This is a genomic window from Reyranella sp., assembly GCF_004296935.1.
Classification (GTDB): Bacteria; Pseudomonadota; Alphaproteobacteria; order Reyranellales; family Reyranellaceae; genus Reyranella.
The window spans coordinates 1-19,702 of sequence record NZ_SCVH01000057.1 but is presented as its reverse complement, the minus strand read 5'-3'; the positions used below and the strand labels follow the sequence as shown (position 1 = coordinate 19,702).

Annotated in this window: 14 protein-coding genes; 6 read left to right on the top strand and 8 right to left on the bottom strand. The window is 65.6% G+C overall.

Annotated elements, in window-relative coordinates; all coding sequences use genetic code 11:
• The first annotated feature begins 363 nt into the window (after positions 1 to 363).
• A complete protein-coding gene (locus tag EPO55_RS07355) occupies positions 364 to 3,249 on the top strand; it encodes an Rne/Rng family ribonuclease (protein ID WP_296335944.1) in 2,886 nt (961 codons plus the stop codon).
• Between the two features lie 139 nt (positions 3,250 to 3,388).
• Here the strand turns inward: EPO55_RS07355 and EPO55_RS07350 are convergent, their stop codons facing one another.
• Positions 3,389 to 4,573 (bottom strand): alanine--glyoxylate aminotransferase family protein, encoded by a 1,185-nt coding sequence (locus tag EPO55_RS07350; protein ID WP_296335943.1) that lies wholly within the window; start codon positions 4,571 to 4,573, stop codon positions 3,389 to 3,391.
• A 186-nt stretch (positions 4,574 to 4,759) separates the two neighbouring features.
• On the bottom strand, positions 4,760 to 6,814 hold the full coding sequence (locus EPO55_RS07345) for a PAS domain S-box protein (protein ID WP_296335942.1): 2,055 nt from the start codon (positions 6,812 to 6,814) through the stop codon (positions 4,760 to 4,762).
• Positions 6,815 to 7,223: 409 nt separating this feature from the next.
• Here EPO55_RS07345 and EPO55_RS07340 point away from each other — a divergent pair, with 409 nt between their 5' ends.
• A complete protein-coding gene (locus tag EPO55_RS07340) occupies positions 7,224 to 8,306 on the top strand; it encodes a hypothetical protein (protein ID WP_296335941.1) in 1,083 nt (360 codons plus the stop codon).
• A gap of 121 nt (positions 8,307 to 8,427) precedes the next feature.
• Here EPO55_RS07340 and EPO55_RS07335 read toward each other — a convergent pair whose 3' ends face one another.
• Positions 8,428 to 10,680: a mechanosensitive ion channel domain-containing protein gene (locus EPO55_RS07335; protein ID WP_296335940.1), complete on the bottom strand. Its 2,253-nt coding sequence runs from the start codon at positions 10,678 to 10,680 to the stop codon at positions 8,428 to 8,430.
• Between the two features lie 354 nt (positions 10,681 to 11,034).
• Between EPO55_RS07335 and EPO55_RS07330 the strand changes: the two genes are divergently transcribed.
• Together EPO55_RS07330 and EPO55_RS07325 are read left to right on the top strand one after the other, a co-directional pair.
• The gene (locus EPO55_RS07330; RefSeq protein WP_296335939.1) at positions 11,035 to 11,910 is read left to right on the top strand and encodes an alpha/beta hydrolase; all 876 of its coding nucleotides are present in this window, start codon (positions 11,035 to 11,037) and stop codon (positions 11,908 to 11,910) included.
• A gap of 131 nt (positions 11,911 to 12,041) precedes the next feature.
• Positions 12,042 to 13,007 carry an IS481 family transposase gene (locus tag EPO55_RS07325; protein ID WP_296335938.1) on the top strand — a complete coding sequence of 322 codons (966 nt, stop codon included), beginning with the start codon at positions 12,042 to 12,044 and terminating at the stop codon, positions 13,005 to 13,007.
• Here the strand turns inward: EPO55_RS07325 and EPO55_RS07320 are convergent.
• Positions 13,004 to 14,059 carry an acyl-CoA dehydrogenase gene (locus tag EPO55_RS07320; RefSeq protein WP_296335937.1) on the bottom strand — a complete coding sequence of 352 codons (1,056 nt, stop codon included), beginning with the start codon at positions 14,057 to 14,059 and terminating at the stop codon, positions 13,004 to 13,006. The genes EPO55_RS07325 and EPO55_RS07320 overlap by 4 nt on opposite strands.
• An 11-nt stretch (positions 14,060 to 14,070) precedes the next feature.
• Positions 14,071 to 15,228: an acyl-CoA dehydrogenase family protein gene (locus EPO55_RS07315; protein ID WP_296335936.1), complete on the bottom strand. Its 1,158-nt coding sequence runs from the start codon at positions 15,226 to 15,228 to the stop codon at positions 14,071 to 14,073.
• A gap of 77 nt (positions 15,229 to 15,305) precedes the next feature.
• Here EPO55_RS07315 and EPO55_RS07310 point away from each other — a divergent pair, with 77 nt between their 5' ends.
• A complete protein-coding gene (locus EPO55_RS07310) occupies positions 15,306 to 15,782 on the top strand; it encodes a nuclear transport factor 2 family protein (RefSeq protein ID WP_296335935.1) in 477 nt (158 codons plus the stop codon).
• On the opposite strand, the gene EPO55_RS07305 is transcribed toward EPO55_RS07310, so the two are convergent.
• The 3 genes from EPO55_RS07305 to EPO55_RS07295 are packed head-to-tail and all read right to left on the bottom strand — an operon-like array spanning position 15,779 to position 19,195.
• Positions 15,779 to 16,771, bottom strand: coding sequence for a DUF3298 domain-containing protein (locus EPO55_RS07305; protein ID WP_296335934.1), 993 nt, complete (start codon positions 16,769 to 16,771; stop codon positions 15,779 to 15,781). The two genes, EPO55_RS07310 and EPO55_RS07305, sit on opposite strands and share 4 nt — an antisense overlap.
• Complete coding sequence (locus EPO55_RS07300; protein ID WP_296335933.1) at positions 16,768 to 17,919, bottom strand: pyridoxal phosphate-dependent aminotransferase; 1,152 nt, start codon at positions 17,917 to 17,919, stop codon at positions 16,768 to 16,770. Before EPO55_RS07300 ends, EPO55_RS07305 begins: the two co-directional genes overlap by 4 nt.
• A gap of 10 nt (positions 17,920 to 17,929) precedes the next feature.
• Entirely contained in the window at positions 17,930 to 19,195 is a 1,266-nt protein-coding gene (locus EPO55_RS07295; protein ID WP_296335932.1) for a gamma-glutamyltransferase, read from the bottom strand.
• Positions 19,196 to 19,307: 112 nt separating this feature from the next.
• Between EPO55_RS07295 and EPO55_RS07290 the strand changes: the two genes are divergently transcribed.
• A partial coding sequence (locus EPO55_RS07290; protein ID WP_296335931.1) for a M48 family metalloprotease occupies positions 19,308 to 19,702 on the top strand: 395 nt, incomplete at its 3' end.

The window sequence follows — 19,702 nt, the reverse complement described above, 5'->3', positions numbered from 1 at the left end:
TGATTGTGGCACCCCGGTGAACCCCGTATGTTGCGTCTCGCGAGCAGTCGCCGTCGTTCGAAGCGCCCCCTGTGGGACAGCGCTCCGACGGCAGTCCCCAGCCGGGCCAGTGCTGGCGCCCCTTTTTGCAGTGCAAGAACGGGCGCGGCGGACCCGCCAAAGGACTGTTAGACAGGCGGTGGCTATCAGGAACACCGAGGTTGGCAGGACCCAGTTGCGGTCCGGCGGCGCGATGCTTCCCCGTCTTGGCCAATGTCTGGCCGTTCGACGGGTCGATGGCGCTCCGTCCCCCTCGCGCCAGAGAGGCGGCTTGGCCGCTGGTCGCTCGCGCCGGCTGGGACCGAACGCCTCGGGAGCGAGCCCATGGCTAGGCGCATGCTCATTGATGCGAGCCATCCCGAAGAAACTCGGGTGGTCGTTGTCGATGGAACACGACTTGAAGAATTCGATTTCGAAACCTCGACCCGCAAGCCCCTCAAGGGCAACATCTACCTCGCCAAGGTCATTCGCATCGAACCGTCGCTGCAGGCGGCGTTCGTGGAGTACGGCGGCAACCGCCACGGCTTCCTAGCCTTCTCCGAAATCCACCCCGACTACTATCAGATCCCCGTCGCCGACCGCGAACGGCTGATCGCCGAGCAGCAGCGCCTGCACGCCGAGGCCGACGACGATCACGAGCCGCGCCGCCGTCGTCGCGTCGACCGCTCCGACATCGAAGACGCCCGCGCCGCCCGTCGCGAAGAGCCGGTCGCCGAGAACGGTGCCGACGAAGCGGTCACCCCCGAAGAGAACGGCCACATCGCCGAAGTGGCGAGCGACGCCCAAACGGAACTCCCGGCGGAAGCCCAGGCGCCCGAAACCACAGTCGCCGAAGCAACACCGGTCGAAAGTGCGAACGAACCCGTCGCCGAGGCCCCTGCTCCCGAGCCGCAGGCGCAGGCCGCGGAGATCGCCAGCGAACGCATCGACGGACCCGTCCTCGACGCTGCCGAGAGCGGCGAAGCTCCTGTCGCCCCCGGCGAAATGCCCGAGGGCGAGCAGCCGTCCGGCGATCCGTCCGAAGCGCCACAGCCCGAGGTCACCGTCGAGACGCTGGGCGGCGACGATGCGGTCGAGGAGCGCGAGACGCGCGAGCGCCGCCGCCGCAACCCGATCCGACACTACAAGATCCAGGAAGTGATCAAGCGCCGGCAGATCCTGCTGGTCCAGGTCGTCAAGGAGGAGCGCGGCAACAAGGGCGCCGCCCTCACCACCTACCTGTCGCTGGCCGGCCGCTATTGCGTGCTGATGCCCAACGCCGGTCGTGGCGGCGGCATCTCGCGCAAGATCTCCAACCCGGCCGACCGCAAACGGATGAAGGAGATGCTGGGCGAGCTCGACGTGCCGCAGGGCATGGGTGTGATCCTGCGCACCGCCGGCCTTGAGAGAAGCAACATCGATATCAAGCGCGACTACGAATACCTGTCGCGCCTCTGGGATTCGATCCGCGAGCTCACCATGCGATCGACGGCGCCGGCGCTGATCTACGAGGAAGGCGACCTCATCAAGCGCTCGCTGCGCGACGTCTACGACACCGACATCGCCCAGGTGCTGGTCGAGGGCGAAGCGGGCTTCGAGGCCGCCAGCGGCTTCATGCGCCAGCTCGTGCCGCACCAGGCGAACAAGGTCGAGCTCTACAAGGAGCAGATCCCGCTCTTCCACCGCTACCAGGTGGAAGCGCAATTCGACGCCATGCACTCGCCGACCGTTCAACTGCGCAGCGGCGGCTACATCGTCATCAATCCGACCGAAGCGCTGGTCGCCATCGACGTCAACTCGGGCCGTTCGACCAAGGAACGGAACATCGAGGAGACGGCGCTCAGGACCAACATCGAGGCGGCCGAGGAAATCGCCCGCCAGGTCCGCCTGCGCGACCTCGCCGGCCTGATCGTGATCGACTTCATCGACATGGAGGAGACGCGGCACCAGCGGCAGGTCGAGCACAAGGTCAAGGATGCGATGCGCACCGACCGCGCCCGCATCCAGATCGGCCGCATCAGCGCATTCGGTCTTCTGGAAATGTCGCGCCAGCGCCTGCGGCCGAGCCTGCTCGAGCATTCGACCGAGCTCTGCCCGCATTGCGCCGGCATCGGCCGCATCCGCTCCATCGAATCGGCATCGCTACACGCGCTGCGGGCCATCGAGGAGGAAGGCGTCCGCCGCCGCGCGACCGAGATCCTGGTCAACGTGCCGCCGAAGGTGGCGCTCTACCTGCTCAACCAGAAGCGCCACACGCTCTCCGAGATCGAGAAGCGCTACGGCTTCATGGTGTCGGTCGAGGCCGACGACGAGCTGAACGCGGCCGATTGCGAGATCGAGCGCGTGCGCACGCGCCGCGACGATCGCGGCGACCGCCCGACCCAAGAACTGGCCCGGGCCAACTACGACGAGGTCGCGCGCGAGTTGCCGCTGGGTGACGAGCCCGACGGTATTGAGGACCGCGACGCGGGCGAGACCGTCGATCCCGGCGAGCGCGGCGACCGCCGCCCCGAGGGCGAGGAAGGCGAAAGCCGCGATGGCCGTGGCCGCCGCCGTCGCCGGCGCCGCCGGCGGAGCGACCGCCCCGAAGGCGAAAGCGCAGATCGGCCTCCCCGGGCTGCCGGCGAGGAATTCCCGACCGACGACCGTGCCCCGAATGGTGCGGCAGAAAACGGCCATGACCTGCCGCCTCGCGAGGGCGACGATCAGGAGAGCGACGCCCGCGACAGCGAAGGCGTGCGTGCCGATGGCGAGCGCCGTCTCTCAGGCGATCGTGGCGCCGAGGGCGAAGGCGATCGGCGCCGTCGCCGTGGCCGCCGCGGCGGCCGTCGCCGGCGTCGCGAGCCCGGCGAGGGCGAGCCCAACGGCGAGCACACGCCGCGCGAGCGCGACTACACCTCGGAGGAGTTCGCCTCCGATGCGCCGGCCCGACAGGAGCCCACGGAGCCGGAAGAGCGCTATGCCGCGACCGCTTCCATGCCCGACTCGATGGCCGTCCCCAGCGAGCCCACACCCCGCGAGCATGCGCCCTATGATCCCGGCCCGCCGGTGAACGTGGAAGCGGCCCCGCCTCCTCCGCCGCCAGCGCCACCATCGGCACCGGCCTACATGCCGGCGCCCGTCCCCGTCGTCATGCAGGCGCCGGAGCCGCCGCCGGCCCCCGTCATTCCGGTCATCCCGGTTGCGGACGTTCCGCCGGAGAAGCCCAAGCGCGGCTGGTGGAGACGCTGACTAAGGACTTGAGCCCTTGAAGTGGAAAGAGCGCCTCCCCGGAGGCGCTCTTTTCGTTTCAGCCCGGATTTGACCGCCCACACACCTCACCCTTCGAGGCGCGCGCTGCGCGGTGCTCCTCAGGATGAGGTGGGTTTCGCTAAGCCTTCACCTGGTCGCTCAGCCAGTCGATCGCCGCCTGCGCGCCGCCCTTGCCATGCGGGACACCGAGCGCGCCAAGGCTCATCTCGATCACACCGAGCGTGCCCAGCACCATCGGGGCGTTGACGTGACCCATGTGCGCCACACGGAATGCCTTGCCGGAGAGATCACCGATGCCGTGGCCGAGGATCACGCCGCACTGCTTGTTGCAATAGGCGCGCAACGCCTCGGGATCGTGGCCGTTGGTGAGCACGCATGTCACCGAGTCGGAACGCTCCTGCGGCTCGATGATGTTGAAGCCGATCGCCTGGCCCTCCGACCAGACGCCGACGGCGCGACGCACCGCCTCGGCCAGCAGCCGATGCCGCCGGTGGACGTTTTCGAGCCCCTCCTCGAACAGCATGTCGAGTGCCTGGCGCAGGCCGAACAGCAGATGCTCTGGCGGCGTGCCGGCATACTTCTGGTAGTGCTGCGCGCCTTCGCGCTCGGTCCAGTCCCAGTAGGGCGTGCGTAGCCCCGCCTTCTTGTGCACCTCGCGGGCGCGGTCGTTGGCCGCGACGAAGCCCAGGCCCGGCGGAGTCATCATGCCCTTCTGCGAGCCCGACATCGCCACGTCGACGCCCCAGGCATCCATCTCGAACGGCATGCAGCCGAGCGAGGCCACGGCGTCGACCATCAGCAGGGCGTCATGCCTGGCCGCGCGCATCGCCTTGCCGATCGCTTCGATGTCGTTCACCACGCCGGATGCGGTGTCGATCTGCGCCACCAGCACGGCCTTGATGGTCCCGTCCTTGTCGGCCTTGAGCCGCGCCTCGACCTCGGCCGGCCGCACGGCGCGGCGCATGTCGCCCTTCAGCACCTCGACCTCGACGCCCATGCGGCGGGCATTGTCGCCCCAGCCGATCGCGAAGCGGCCGCTCTCCAGTACGAGGATCTTGTCGCCCTTGCTGAGCACGTTGGTGAGCGTGGCCTCCCAGGCGCCGTGTCCGTTGGCAATGTAGATGTAGGCGCGGCCCTTGGTGTTGAACACGCGGGCGACGTCGCGCAGCAGGCTGTCGGTCAGCGCCAGCAGCGGGCCGGAATAGATGTCCACCGCCGGGCGATGCATTGCCCGCAGCACCTCGTCGGGAACCGTCGTCGGCCCCGGAATCGCCAAAAACTCACGTCCCGCACGCACGCTCATTTTTCCCTGCCCTCCGCAAATCACCGGCGGGCACTCTAGCATGTCGCCCGCGAGCACGTTGCCCCTAGCCAATGTCGTGCGGGCCGGCAGTTTCCCTAATGGTCTCGCCGCCTTCTCGTGCCGTTCAGCCCGGCGCCGGTGTTCATGATCGTGAATCCCAAGGTGTTTGATCCACGCCGAGCGCGATTATGGCCGGCGCAGCCGCGACACGGCGTAGGAGACGTCCTCGGCGAGGGCGATCAACAGAGCTCGCTCTTCCTTGTCGAAGGCGTTGGGTTGCCCGGCATAAAGGGTCAGGGCGGCGAATACCTTGCCATCCACTCTGAGCGGCAAGCCGATGCTGGCCTGGTATCCGCGCTTCAGCGCCTCCTCCCGCCACGGCGCCACCATCGGGTTGACGGCAGAATTCTGGTTCACCTGCACTTCGCCGGTCCGCAGCGCGCCACCGGTAGGGCCGAGCGAACGCGGGCCCTCCCCCCAGCTGATGGCCGCCCGGGTGAGGTAACCATCCTCGACACCGGCGATCGCGAGAAACCGAACCGTCTTGCCGGCGTCGTTTTCGGGCACGGCGACGTTGGCCATACGATAGCCACCCAGCTGGACGAGGATCTCGGACATCCCCTGGAAGAGTTCGGTCTCCGACCTTGCCCTCAGAAGGACGCTGGTGGCGGCCTGCAGCGCCGCCTTGACGTTGGACAGCCGGCCGACCTCGCGTTCCAGCGCCTTGCGTTGCGAGATGTCACGGATGAAGCACTGACGATAGATCCTGCCGTCGACGTCGATGGCACGTCCGCTGATCTCGACGGGGAAGATCGTGCCGTCCCTGCGCCGATTTGCGGATTCGACCAGGATTCCTCCAGGCGAGTCGGGGGCATTCCAAACGGCCTCGAACTGCGCGAATTCTTCCGGCGGTAGAAGGTCGCGGACATTGAGGTTGCGAAGTTCGCCGGCGGCGTAGCCGTAGGCCGCCGCTGCCGCCTCGTTTGCTTCGATGATCATCCCGTCGGGCCTGATCAGCAGCACGATGTCACGCGCCATTCTGACGAGTTGCTCGAAATGACGGCTCATCGCAGTCTGTTCCTCGCTTTTCTGGTCGCGGAACGCGAGGAGGCTGGCGTACTCGCTGCGCCACAGCACGAGCAACATGAAGGCGGACAGCACGATGGCGGCACCAATCACGAGGATCAGCGTGAGCTGCTTTCGCTGCAGCGGGTGGGCGATCTCCTCCAGGTCGGTCTTGGCGACGACGATCCAGGGTACGCCGGTCGCCCGACGCGAGGCCGTCAGGACATCGACGCCCCGATAGTCGGGGCCGAGCCGCACGGCATCTCCCTTCACGACGGCTTCGGCAGCGGGCAGTTTGCTGTCCGCCAGGGGCGAGCGAAACGCGAGTGGCGCCGGGACGGGCTTGAGGAGTGGCGGCGGAGTGATGAAGACCAAGTCATCGCCCTCACGACGAACCACGACCACCTCGGAGGAGGCACTGGGCGTGGGCCACGCCTCGATCTGCGGGAGCAGCGCATCGAAAGGATCGATCGCCATCGCAAGGACGGCGACCATTGGGCCGCTTACAGATCCCTCCCTCACAGGCACGAGGAAGGCCATACGCGGCCGTGGCGGCGCGCCAGCAAGATGAACGTCGACGATGTTCTGGCGCCACCCGGATTGAGCCGCGACCGCCTGGGCCGCCTGCAGCGTCTCGCCGTCCGGCGCAGTTCCATCCCCGGCATGGACAAGCACCCGGCCGTCCGGCGCGAGCAGCGAGACCGAAAGCCGGTCCGTGTTGCCGGCCAGCACTTGGGCGAACAGAAGTTCGATCCCCAGCTTGACGTCGCGATCCGACGGCAGGCGTTCGAGCGGCAATCCGCGAAGGGCGGTGGCGAGGAACTCCGCATCGATGATGCGCTCCAGCAACCACTTGTCGATCTGCTGGGCCTTGAGGCGGGCCACCGACTCCTGCTGCACCGCCCGTTCGGCTCGGGAGGCGTTCTTCAGGTCGGTGAAATAGAGGACCCCGATGGAAACGAGACTTGCCGCCACCACAAGCAGGATGACCGTCAACCGGACGGCCTGGCGCTTCATGGCCGCCTCGACGTCCAGCGCATCGGCGGCACGGTTTGGCGAGGTTCGCAGGTACCAGATGCCGAAGGCGATCAGCGCAAGCGCCACCGCATAGTCCGCCATCATCCAGGGCGTGACGAGGAACTCGAGGAATTCAGCGGTATGGGTGATGGGATCCAACGACCCGGCCGTGACCAGCCAGGCGGCGGCGAAAGTATAGCCGACGGCGCCGACGCACAGGGCAACGAAAAGCCAGCGGCTATGGTCGAGCCACCGGGGGGCGACGGGGCGTGCCCCTGCTTGCGGGATCAGCAGGCGTATATCTCCCCTTCCATACAATCTTCAATTGTGCATACTCAGGTTAGCATAAAATGCGCAGAAGAAATTAAATGCCAATCATTATCACGAAATTGTTGTGATAATTGTTATCAGTATTGGCATTGAGAAATAGAATGTCTAAATCTGACTTCACCCGCGTATGTTGGGGAGTGCAGTCATCCGTCCACTGTCATGCTTCCTTAGTGGAACCTTGCTCGGCCTTTGCGCACTTAGCGGCCAAGGCGCGACGCTCAGCGTTGACAGCAAGACCGTGCCCGGACTGACGGCCAAGTCCCCGATCGTCAGCCATACCATCCGTCTGTCCGGCCCGATCGAGCAAGGCGATGCCGACAAGCTCCGTGTCATCCTGGCACGCCTCAGGACGACCTCGCCACCGATGCCCAATCGGCCGCTCGCCACCATCGAACTCAGCAGTGCCGGCGGCGATGTCTATGAGGGACTCAAGATCGGCTATCTGCTGCGCGAGTACAGTGTCGCATCGGTGGTGCGGGCCAAGGACCTCTGCCTTTCGGCCTGCGCGCTGGCCTTCCTCGGCGGCACCTCGAGCCGGTCCGGCCCCACCTTCGTGCCGAGCCGCAGCATCGAGATCGGCGGCCAGGTCGGCTTTCACAACTTCTTCCTGAACACCGACAGCGACCAGATCCCGGCAGCAAGGAGCAGTCGGGAAGGCATGGCTACGGGCTTCAACATCGGCCGCGGCGGGGCGTCGGCGCTGGTGCGCTACGCCGCGACGATGGGCATCGATACGTCCTTCATCGCACGCTTGCTGGGCCGTCCGACGGAGCAGTGGGAATACATCGATGTCGCCCAGACGTTCATGACCCTGCAGGTATGTCCCATCGGCCTCGAGCGCTCCCAACCGCCGCCGGCGACGCTTGCTGCCAACATCTGCAACAACGCGACGGCCGGGTTCAGCCCGGCGACACCGCTGCAGGCCCGGCAATTCACGCCACGCGACGGCAAACGACACCTGCTGGAGCATGTCCAGCAAAACATCGAGACCTTCTCGATGAAGGGGCCGCTCGTGGGCCAGCTCAGGGCGGTCCTCGCCACGCGCGACGATCAGCTGATCGACGCCGTCTACAACGATCTGCGTAGTGCCGGGATTGCGCTACCGGAACCGCTCGGCGCCTTCTTCATGGTGACCGGCTATTCGGCCGGCGCATATGGTCTGGACTGCCATGTGACCTTGTCGCGCGACAATCCCGACCGGTTTGACGTCGTCCTGCAAGGGCCGGAAGGGCCGGTGAAGCTCTTTCAAACACCGCCGCCCGCCTGTCCGGGGCTGTTCCTCCATGACAAGGACGACATGCTCAACCCGCGACGGCGCTGATGGACGTTGGCCTCGAAGCCCCGCTTCACTGAAAAGAATCGCCCGGTTCAAGCCGGCCGGCGCTTTGTCAATTTCCGAACAGACAGATTCGGAACAACTCGTGCCCGCAAATAGAGGTCTTCTACTCCGCGGCCGCCTTGGCCGGTGCACCTGGTGGGGTCTCGCGTTCGGCCTGAGCAGAAGTGGCCGAGGCCGGCTCCATCGTCGTTCCGGCGGTGTGCACCACCACGGCCGCACCCTCCTTGGCGAACTCGATGCCGAGGCCGGGGAAGGTGTTGAACATGCGCTTGACCGCCTCGCGCTGGATGGCGGCGGGGTTGCCGGGCCGGGCGGTGAACTTGAAGCGGACCAGCAGCGCGTTCTCGGCGACGTCGGCCACGCCTTGCATCTTGAAGGGCGCCAGAAGGTCGTCCTTGAAGGCCGGCATCTCGGCGATGTCGGCACCGATCTTCTTGGCTGCCTTGCGCAGCTTCTCGATGTCGGTACCACCGGCAAAGCGCATGTTGAACTTCACCGTGATCCAGTCGCGGCTGAAGTTGGTGATCTGGCCGAGCTGGCCGAACGGGATGGTGTGAACCTGGCCGTTCTGGTGCCTGAGCTTGATCGACCGCAGGGTAAAGCCTTCCACTGTGCCCTTGGCCTTGCCGCAGTCGATGTACTCGCCGACACGGAAGGCGTCGTCGGACAGGTAGAAGACGCCCGAGACGATGTCCTTGACCAGCGTTTGGCTGCCGAACGAGATTGCGATGCCGAAGACGGACGCGCCGGCGATCAGCGGCGTGATGTTGACGCCAAACGACTCGAGCGCGACCATGACCGCGATGATGGTGATCAGGACCGCGGTTGCCGCACGCAGCAGTGGCATCATCGTGCTGATGCGCGAGGCCGGGGGGCCCGCGGCATCGCCGTCGGCGATCGCCTCGGCGGCGCTCTTGCTCTTGCGCCCCATGTAGGGATCGGTGGCGTACTTGAACAGCTCCCACAGCACGTAGGCCAGGAACAGCGTGATCCCGGCGGTGCGCGACGAGCGGGTGATCTGGTCCCATTCGCTTTCGTTGGCCAGCCCAAGCACCTGGACAACCCAAGTCTCCGCGATGATCACGATGACGCCAATCAGCACCGCAACACGCACGCAGCGCGCCACCACGTCCGGTAGCTTGGGCGAGTCGCTGGCGGGCGTGCTGCCGACCAGCTGGGAATCGAGGCGCCGGACGAAGGCCTGCATCAACGTCTCGAACATCAGCACGCCGACGACGAGCATGAGGGTGAGCACCATCGCGTTGCCGACATACAGGCGGCCCGAGATTGCGCCATAGATCTGGGTCAGCCCGAGGGCCACGAAGAACGTCGACGCGACCGGCACCCAGTTGTTGCCGACGCGGCCGACGAGCGGTGCCACCTTGCTTAGTCCGCCGAACCACTGGCGGGCCGCATCGCTGGAACGTACAACCAGCCAGAGGAAGGCTGACAGGTAGACCATCACACCGAAGACTTGATAGGCGCCCATGGCCTCTATCGGCGTCCCAATGGCGACGAGAATCTGCCCCAGGATGCGCGCCAGGATAATCAGCAGCATCACCGCCGAGATCCGCATATACATGGCGCGAGCATCGACGTCGCGCACGTCGCAAAGCCGCGCATTGGGCACGTCGGGTTGCAGCACGATGCGGAACAGCAGCACATAAAGGCGCCAGCTGAAGATACCCTTCAGCACAGCGGCGGCCAGCTTGTCCTGCGGCGTGCTGCCGGTGAACCAGGCACCGACCGCGGCGTGGCAAATGAGAAAGACCACCAGAACGCCAAGTCCGTCCAGCAGCGCCAGCAATACGAGATGGGCAAGCGAGCGCAGGCCCTGCTCCGGGCCGGCGCCAACTGCCAGCCGCGTCCTCGGCATGCTCAGGATCCGACGCAGGATGGATTCGGCGGCAACGGCGACGACGGCCACCAGGGCGAGCAGCAGCAGAAGGGCGCCGGCGCCGCCGCCGCCCTCCGCCCGCTGGTCGAGCAGACCCGGAACAGCCGCAAGCTGCCTGCCGAGCACGGGGATGGCCAGGACGACCTGCTTCGCGCGCTGGATGAAGACGGCGAACTCGTCAGGCCCCTCCCCGACCGGAGTCTTGATGATCTTGGGCGGCGGCGGCGCCTTGCTCGACTTCGACGCCGCGGCCGGAGGCGCAGCGGCGGGAGCAGGTGCGGCGGGAATGCCTTCGGCCTTGAGCTTCTCGGTCACCGAATTGCTGATGGCCTCGACCAGCGAGTCGAACTGCTCCTGGGTCATGCCTGGCGGCACGGCGGCCGGTGCCTGGGCGTACACGGTCGTGACCGCCGCACACAGAAGGCTCAACGCGAAAACGATCGAGCGGAATGCAGACATTGGCTTTCCCTTCACCGGCAAGGCGGCAACCCGGCTTCGCCCGCCAAGCCGTCTCTACCCGGTTTTGCCGTAACCGTGAAGGCAGGCCAGCGGCTAGGTGTTTGATCCCAGGCAATGATGGTGCATTGTTTTCCTCGGCATGGAGGGATGCACTATGGGCCAGGTTCTTCATGGCTGCGCCACGACGACAGAGGCAGTCCGTCGAGCGATACAACATAGTCAAAAGAGCCTGAGAGCTCTGGCCGAGGCTCGCCAGCTGAACGAGCGGCAAAATCGAACATCGCGCGATCGGCCCGATGGCATCGCCTTTGCGATTACGCCGTTTAGCCTAATAGCAAGTGACGGGAGAACACGATGGCCGACGTTTGGAAAAGCTACAATGCCGACGCTCTCGAACGCCAGTACATGCCGAAGTATTGGCCCGGAGTTTCTACCAATGAAATAGTCGAGCGATGGATAGAAAACTCCAATGCGTTTCACCGCAGCGTGAACGTTGTTTCGAATGTGAGGTATGGGGATAGCGAGAGGCAGTGCATCGACGTTATCTCTAACGGCAAGCTTGGCAGGGCGCCCGTTCTGGCGTTCATTCACGGTGGCTACTGGCGTAGCCCTCGACTCGACAAGCACTCCTATAGCTTCTGTGTAGAACCGATTGTCAGAGCTGGAGCAGTCGTCGGCATGGTCGAGTACGACCTGTGTCCCGACGTATCAATGGATGCTCTCGTAGAGCAAGTACGCCGGGCCTGCTCCTGGCTCTGGAAGCACGCCGAAGATTTTGGTGGCGATCCTTCGCGTTTTCATGTTTCAGGCCATTCCGCCGGCGGTCACCTTGCTGCGATGATGGCTGCTACCCCGTGGCCTGCGTTTGAACCCGGCCTGCCCGCCGATATGATAAAAAGTATAATTCCGGTTAGTGGCCTCTTTGAACTTGAGCCGCTGCGTCTGAGCTCGCTGAACGAGTCCCTGCGGCTGGGTGTAGATGAGGCGCTGCGGAATAGCCCAGCTGCTCTAACCCCCTCGTTTGGATTGCCAGCGAGCGTTGTTGTTGGCGGAGGCGAGAGCGACGAGTATCGGCGTCAGTCTCGCGACTTTGTCAGTCGCTGGCGCGGATCGACAGCCAAGATCGACTATATTGAAACGGCAGGGCATCACCATTTTTCAGTAATCGAGGCGATGACCGATGCAAACAATTCCCTGACGTCAACAATTCTTCGACACCTCAATCTGTGACCCGTTATTCTAATGTATCGGCGAACTGGCCGCTGATCCGTCATCGAGGACTGGGACAGAAAGTGTTGGCCTAGGTGTTTGATCCCAGGCTTTGATGGTGCATTGTTTTCCTCGACATGGAGGGATGCACTATGGGCCAGGTTCTTTATGGCTGCGCCACGACGACAGAGGCAGTCCGTCGAGCGATACAACATAGTCAAATGAGCCTGAGAGCTCTGGCCGACCACTACGGGATCAACCAGAAGACCGTAGCCAAGTGGAGGAAGCGGTCTTCGGTTGCCGATCTTCCAACCGGTCCGAAAGAGCCCAAATCTACGATGCTGTCGATCGAGGACGAGGCAATCGTCGTCGCCTTCCGACGCCACACGCTCTTGCCGTTCGACGACTGCCTTTATGCCCTGCAGGCAACGCTGCCGCATCTGACGCGGTCGTCGCTGCATCGCTGCCTACAGCGTCACGGCATCTCCCGTCTGCCGGAGGTCGAGGGCAACAAGCCGGACAAGCGCAAGTTCAAGACCTATCCGATCGGCTACTTCCACATCGATATTGCCGAGGTCCGCCCCCAGCAAGGAAGGCTCTATCTGTTCGTGGCCATCGACCGGACCTCCAAGTTCGCCTTCGTCGAGCTGCACGAGAAAGCCGCCATGCGCGTGGCCTCGGACTTCCTGCGGGCGTTGATCAAAGCTGTTCCCTACAAGATTCATACCGTGCTTACCGACAACGGCATCCAGTTCGCTGACCTGCAAAAGAACCGCTCAAAGCCTACTGCAATGTGGCGCGGTCATCCGTTCGATCGCGCTTGCCGACAGCACAGCATCGAGCATCGGCTCACCAAGCCGAACCATCCCTGGACCAACGGCCAGGTTGAAAGAGTGAACCGGACACTTAAGGAAGCGACTGTGCAGCGCTACTACTACGAGACCCACGAGCAGTTGCGCCGCCATCTCGTCGACTTCGTCATGGCCTACAACTTCGCCCGTCGGCTCAAGACCCTCTTGGGCCTCACCCCCTACGAGTACATCTGTAAGACCTGGTCCAAAGAGCCTGATCGATTCTCTCTCGATCCAGCCCATCAAATGCCGGGACTAAACACCTAGGCCGCGTACTTGCTCGACGTCAGCGATGGCCACAACGCTTGCGGGCCGGCCTTGGCGACGGCGGCGCCGATCTTCTCGCCCCAGAAGCTCTCGCTGCCGAAATCGCGGCGCCACACCCAGAGCCGGCGCGTGTAGTGATGCAGGATGTGCTCGTGGGTGAACCCCATCGCGCCCATCGACTGGTGCGAGATGGCACAGATGCGCTGGGCGAAATCTGAGGCCTGAGTCTTGGCGGCGGCGATCGAGAAGCTGCCGCCATCCGCAAGTCCACCCTCGTCGGCGTCGCGCGAGGCCGCTTCGGCGGAGGCGATGGTGGCGGCGACGCAGCTTGCGAGCTCGGCCAGCATGTGCTGGATCGCCTGAAAGGTCGAGATCGAGCGACCGAACTGCACGCGCTGCTTGGAATATTCAACGGTGGTGGCCAGCACCTTGTCGGCGGCACCTGCCATCTGCATGGCGCGCGCCAGCGCCGCGAGCTCGAGCGCCCGTTCGGCACTCACCGCCGAGGCGCCGGAGAACTCGCAAGCAGCCTTGTCGAAGGCCACCGTGCCGTAGGGCTCGCCGGCGTGACTGGGCGTCACCGTCACCGTGGCGTTGGCCTTGGCGACCACGACCACGACGGGCTTGCCGCCGGATTTGGCGGCCGCGACGAAGCGGCCGGCGACACTTGCGAACGGCACGCGATCGACCTTGCCGGTGAGCCGGCCGTTGTCAAACGTGAGGTTGCCCAACACGATCGTGGCGGGGCCGGGCGCTGGCGTGCCGCCGGCGGCGGCCATCAGCAGGTTGGCGAGCGCGGTCTCGGCGAGCGGTACCGGCACTGCGTTCTCACCAGCCAGCCTCAGCACGGCCATCAGATCGGCCAGGGTACCGCCGACGCCGCCCTTGTCTTCGGGCACGGCGGTGAGCGGGAGGCCCATCTCCTCGATTTCCTTCCAGAAGTCGATGGGCCATACGCCCTTCTCGACGCCGTTCACGATGTCCTTGCCGCAACGCTCGGCGAAGAATCGGCCGGCGGTGTCGAGCAGCATCTCACGGGTATCGTGATCCATGGTCGGTCTCCTCAACGCAGGCCGAGGCCGCGGGCGACGATGCCGCGCAGGACCTGGGTGGTGCCGCCCTGGATCGTATAGGAGGGCGCCATCATGGTGGCGTACTGGGCGACGTCGAGGAAATCGGCCATGTCGTCCTCGGTAGTGGCGTCGGACTCCGCGAGGACGCGGGCGATCTCCGGCAGGTCCTGCTGGTAGATCGTGCCGAGATCCTTCACCAGCGCCGCCTCGATGGCGGGCGACTTGCCGCCCTGCATCATGCCGGCCACTGCGACCGACATCTGGCGCAGCGTCCACAGCCTGGCGACGATGCGGCCGAGAGTGGCCCCTGCCCGCCGGGCCGGCTGTCGGCCGAGCACGCGCACCAGTTCGCGCAGCACATGGAAATTCTGCATGAAGCGCTCGGGACCACTACGCTCGAAGGCGAGCTCGCTGGTCACCTGCAGCCAGCCGTCGCCCTCGTTGCCGATCAGGCACTCCTCGGGGATGAAGCAGTCGCTGAACGTCACCTCGTTCCAGTCGTGCCGGCCGGCAAGGTTGATGATCGGCCGGATGGTGATGCCCGGCGTCTTGAGATCGACGAGAAGCTGGCTCAGGCCCTTGTGGCGGTCGCCATGCTGGCCCGAGGTGCGCACCAGCGTGATGCAATAGTGATTGTGATGCGCGCCCGAGGTCCAGACCTTGGTGCCGTTCACCCGGAAGCCGCCCGGCACCGGCTCGGCGCGGGTGCGGACCGAGGCAAGGTCGGATCCGGAATCAGGCTCGCTCATACCGATCGAGAAATAGCATTCGCCGGCAGTGATGCGCGGCAGGATCGCCTGGCGCTGCTCTTCGCTGCCGAACCGCAGCAGGAGCGGTCCGGACTGACGGTCCGCCACCCAATGCGCGCCGGCGGGCGCGCCGTTACCCAGCAATTCCTCAGTGACGACATAGCGGTCGAGGAACGAGCGCTCGCTGCCGCCATACTGCTTGGGCCAGGTGATGCCGATCCAGCCACGCTTGCCCAGCGCCTTGCTGAAGTCGGAAGAGCGCGTGTTCCAGCTCGAGAACCGGTCCTCGCTCTTGATGCCCGGCAGCGTCTCTTTCAGGAACTGGCGCACCTCGCTGCGCAGTGCCTCGGCTTCGGGCGGCAGGTGGAACGGCGGAAATTCGAGCTTGGGAATGGACATCGTCGTTCTCTGCAGTTGGATACCTCTTCTGTGTCGGCTTATCCTAGGCCGCGCAACCAGGGAGTTTCGAGGGTCGAATGCCGCGCCGCCCGCCACGCCCGCCGCCCCTTCTGGCGGAATTCGACGACGAGGAACGCGAGGCCGTGCTGGCGGCCAACCGTGCGTTTTATCGTGCCTTCAACGACCGCGACGCCGCCGCAATGGACCTGCTCTGGTCGCCGACCGGATCGCTGGTCTGCCTTCACCCCGGCCAGGCAGCCCTTCACGAACGGTCCGAGATCATGGCGAGCTGGCGGGCCATCATGCGCCACCCAGAAGCACCGCGCGTGCGCTGCGCCGAGGAATGGGTGGTGGGGCGCCCCGGCCTCGCCATCGTGGTCTGCCGCGAGCTGCTGCCGAGCGTCCAACTCATGGCGACCAATACCTTCACCCGACTGAGCGACGGTTGGCACATCATCGGCCATCATTCCGGCCCGGTGCCCTCGGTCGAGACCCGGCAGCCGACGGCGACGCCAGCTTCGGTGCCGGCACGCGACCGGCGCAAGCTGCACTAACGGGCAAGCGGCCCGTCGGACCGGAAGAGCGGTCGCAAGCGGCTGTAGGGAATCACGACCTCGTACGCCCCTGCCGAGTAAGGTCCGACATCGTAGGCGTTGAAGATCAGCTCGAGCCGGTCGACGCGCCAGCGGTAGTGGCTGGGATCGCGCAGCATCTTGGCCAGGCTGGCGGGTTCGAGCGCATCGTCGAAACCAGGATTCTTGACGAACTGCTTCTTGAGATCTGCCGTCACGATCCCGACCATCTGCTTCAGCCACGCATCGCCCGGCGCGAACACGCCATCCGGCTCGACCGACTTGCCCGTCCGCAGATCAACCAGCATGCACACCGTGCCGCCAAAGCCGTGCGCACCACCGCTGAAGCCGTAGAAATCCAGCGCCACCGTGATGGCGTTGCCGCTCGGCCGGTACAGCGCGAAGGACTGCTCGTAGGACCATGCCTGCTCGCGGTCCACGCCCGAGTCGGGCTTCGGTGTGCCCTCTTCGTCGCTCTTCTTCGCATCGTCGGCGAAGGTCCGGTTGACGGCGGCGAAATCGGCGGTCGTACCGTCGAACTGGGGATAGCGCGCATCTATGGAGTAGCTGATCTTGCCGACTTTCCCGACCTTGTAGATGGGGTGTTCGCTGACGAACGGATAGACGCCGTCAGCGATCACCTTGAGGTTCGCGATGCGCGTGGCGTAACGCGCCTTGAGGCAGTCGGCGATCGCGTCGACATCAGCGGCACAGGCGCGGTTGCGATTGCCGATCCAGCGCACCTGGTCCTTGGCCAGGTGATCCTTCGCCGGGCCGCCGAGCTTGGCCGCCAGCGCTGCATAGGCCGAGGTCATCTCGCGGTCGTCCTTGGCGAGTTCAGGGATCTTGCAGATTGACCGCTCGACGGCGTTCGAGGCCTTGGCACAGTCGAAGCTCGGCCCGCCCTGCGCCACCGCGGGCATCGCCGCCATCAGGACGAGAAGCGCGGTCGCTGCCAGCAACCTTTTCATACCCGTCTCCATGCCTTGAGCCGACGCACGGCCTCATCCATTTCCGCGGTCGACCCGGCGAACGATATGCGCAGCGTGCCGGCCCCCCGTGCGCGGTCGAAGTCGATGCCGGGCGTCGTCGCCACCCCGGCCTCGCGCAACATGCGGCTGCAGAATTCGCGGCTGTCGTTGGTGAGGTGGGAGATATCGGCATAGATATAGAAGGCACCTTGCGCCGGGGTCAGCCGATCGAAGCCCGCCTGCGGCAATCCCGCCATCAGCAGATCGCGGTTGGTGCGATAGCGTCGGACATGGCCGTCGAGTTCGTCACGGCACTCGAAGGCGGCAAGAGCGGCGTGCTGTGACAGCGTCGGCACCGAGATGAAGAAGTTCTGCGTCAGCCGTTCGATCGGACGGACCAGATCGGACGGCACGACAAGCCAACCGACCCGCCACCCGGTCATCGAGAAGTACTTCGAGAAACTATTGACCACGATCGCGCTGTCCGACACCTCGACCGCCGAGTGCGTTTCACCTTCGTAGACGATGCCGTGATAGATCTCGTCGGAGATCAGCCGCACGCCGTTGCGGTTGCACCAGTCCGCCAATGTCTTCAGTTCGGCACGATTGACCATCGTGCCCGTTGGATTGGACGGACTGGCCAGGATCAGCCCATCGATCCGGCCCGCCTTCTCCAGCGCCGCGACGGTCGGCTGGAAGCGATCGGCCGCCGAGGTCGGCAAGTCGACGGCTTCGAGATTGAGCGCCGACAGGATATTGCGGTAGGCGGGATAGCCCGGTGCCGCCAGCGCCACCCGATCACCGGGATCGAAACTCGCCAGGAATACCAGGGGAAATCCACCCGACGAGCCGGTCGTCACGATCACGCGATCGGCCGGCACTTCGGCGCCGTAGACCTCGCGATAGTGGCGCGCGATGCGCTCGCGCAGAGCCGGTATCCCCAGTGCCGCGACGTAGCCGATGCGATCCGAGTCCAGCGCCGCGCGGGCGGCCATCAATGCGCCCTTGGGTGCCGGCGTGCTGGGCTGCCCTACTTCGAGATGGACGACCGTCTCGCCGGCGGCTTCCTTCTCAGCCGCCGCCGCCATGACATCCATCACGATGAACGGATCGACCGCGCCGGAGCGGCGCGACAGCTTTCCCGACATGACGTCCGCTCTACTGTTGAATGGCGAGCAGCGCGAGCCCGGCGCCGGCCGGATCGATGGCGCCTTGGCATGTGGTCGCGCCGCCGCGCAGCCCGCTCGGACAGGCGACGGCGTTGACGAAGCCGCCCTGGCCGCGGCGTTGGCTCAGCACACTGGCCAGGGTCTGTCCTGCCTCGACCACGGCACGCGCCACGAAGCCCGATGCCTGGGCTGCCGTCGCTGCCCCGCCGCCGGCGCCGGCGAAGATGAATTCTCCACTGCTGGGATAGGCGATGATGATCGGACTGACGGACGCCGCCTCGGGTGTCGGCGCACCAAGCAGGATGCCGGTTCCCGGCACGACCATCCGCGCTCCGAACAACTGCCCCATGGAGAGGCTGCAGGCGGCGGCGTTGGCCTTGCTGTCGACCGCCACGAAGCCGGCGAAGCCCCCCGAATCGGCCGGTGTCCCGCCGCCCGGCGCCTGTCCGCGCCAACCTGCGAGGGCCGCGGCGCCTGCCGCCGGTGGCGGTGCCACATAGACACGCTGGCGGCCGAAAGTGCCGTAGTTTTCGCCGGCCGGCGGTCCCGCCTGCGGCACCGCGCTGCGCAGCGCTTCGAGGGGCAGGCGGCCGCCCATCTGCGAGATCTGGTCGGACAGGGTGCGCGCGAACGTTCCCTGAAAGAAGTCGACGCCGCCGCGCGAGCGGATCACGGCCAATGTCCCGGCGAGTTCGGCTTGCACCAGGTTGCTGCCCTCTGCCAATGCGCCGCCGAAGATTCGCTGGGCTTCGCGATCACTCCCGAGGAGCGCACCGCCGGCCCGGAGGTCTCGCGCCAGGGCCCGCGACACCGGAACGCCGAACCGTGCCATGCGTTCGGCGGCCGACACCGACTGCTCCCAGCGGCCCTGGCCGTGACGGACGTGCATCAGCGTCATGGTGCGCACGCCGGTCGGTATCGCGAACGACACGCCGTTGACCGCGCCTGGGGCCGCGATGGGCGCGAAGACGAACGATTCGGCCGCCATGGTCTTGCTGTTGTGGACGACGCAGGCGCCCGAGGCTCCGAGCCCACCCGCCGACGGCAAGGTGACCGCGAGGGCAAAATACATGGCGACCGCGGCGTCGACGGCATTGCCGCCATTCAACAGGACTTCGCGGCCGACCTCCGCCGCCCGGCTCTCGTCGGCCGCAACTGCGGCGAAGGAAGCCCCGCGAAAAATGGCTGGCAGGCCACCCTGCCCGGCGGCCTTGCCGCCCGGGTTGGCGGCGTTCGCGGCTCGCTCTGAAGCCACTTCCGTCTCACTTCTGCCACAAGCCGACAGCAAAAGAACACCAACCAGCGCCCAGCTGCGCAATTGACGTGGCCGCCGCGTGTTCCTAGCCTGCTTGCAACCCGTGCCGCCCGTGTTCAGACGCATCATCATCCTCATCTGCCTCTCGCTGCTCGCGCTGGCGCCGGCTCATGCTGCCTACGCCCAGCGGATCAATCTCATACGCGACGCCGAGATCGAAAACACCATCCGGACGTTCGTTATCCCGATCTGGAGGGCGGCCGGACTCGACCCCAATGCGGTCGAGATCATGATCGTCCAGGACAATTCCCTCAACGCCTTCGTGGCCGGCGGCCAGCGGATATTCATCAATACCGGCCTGATCATGCGCACCGAGAGGCCGAACCAGCTCATCGGCGTGCTGGCGCACGAAAGCGGCCATATCGCGGGCGGCCATCTGGCCCGCATGCACGAAGAACTGCGGTCCCTGTCGACGATGCAGATCCTGGAGACGATCCTGGCCGGCGG

What these genes read in the sequence shown, in the direction of transcription:
- EPO55_RS07355 (WP_296335944.1), top strand. Translation starts at nt 364, where the DNA reads ATGGCTAGGCGCATGCTCATTGATGCGAGCCATCCCGAAGAAACTCGG.
- EPO55_RS07350 (WP_296335943.1), bottom strand. Translation starts at nt 4,573, where the DNA reads ATGAGCGTGCGTGCGGGACGTGAGTTTTTGGCGATTCCGGGGCCGACG.
- EPO55_RS07335 (WP_296335940.1), bottom strand. Translation starts at nt 10,680, where the DNA reads ATGTCTGCATTCCGCTCGATCGTTTTCGCGTTGAGCCTTCTGTGTGCG.
- EPO55_RS07330 (WP_296335939.1), top strand. Translation starts at nt 11,035, where the DNA reads ATGGCCGACGTTTGGAAAAGCTACAATGCCGACGCTCTCGAACGCCAG.
- EPO55_RS07325 (WP_296335938.1), top strand. Translation starts at nt 12,042, where the DNA reads ATGGGCCAGGTTCTTTATGGCTGCGCCACGACGACAGAGGCAGTCCGT.
- EPO55_RS07320 (WP_296335937.1), bottom strand. Translation starts at nt 14,059, where the DNA reads ATGGATCACGATACCCGTGAGATGCTGCTCGACACCGCCGGCCGATTC.
- EPO55_RS07315 (WP_296335936.1), bottom strand. Translation starts at nt 15,228, where the DNA reads ATGTCCATTCCCAAGCTCGAATTTCCGCCGTTCCACCTGCCGCCCGAA.
- EPO55_RS07310 (WP_296335935.1), top strand. Translation starts at nt 15,306, where the DNA reads ATGCCGCGCCGCCCGCCACGCCCGCCGCCCCTTCTGGCGGAATTCGAC.
- EPO55_RS07305 (WP_296335934.1), bottom strand. Translation starts at nt 16,771, where the DNA reads ATGAAAAGGTTGCTGGCAGCGACCGCGCTTCTCGTCCTGATGGCGGCG.
- EPO55_RS07300 (WP_296335933.1), bottom strand. Translation starts at nt 17,919, where the DNA reads ATGTCGGGAAAGCTGTCGCGCCGCTCCGGCGCGGTCGATCCGTTCATC.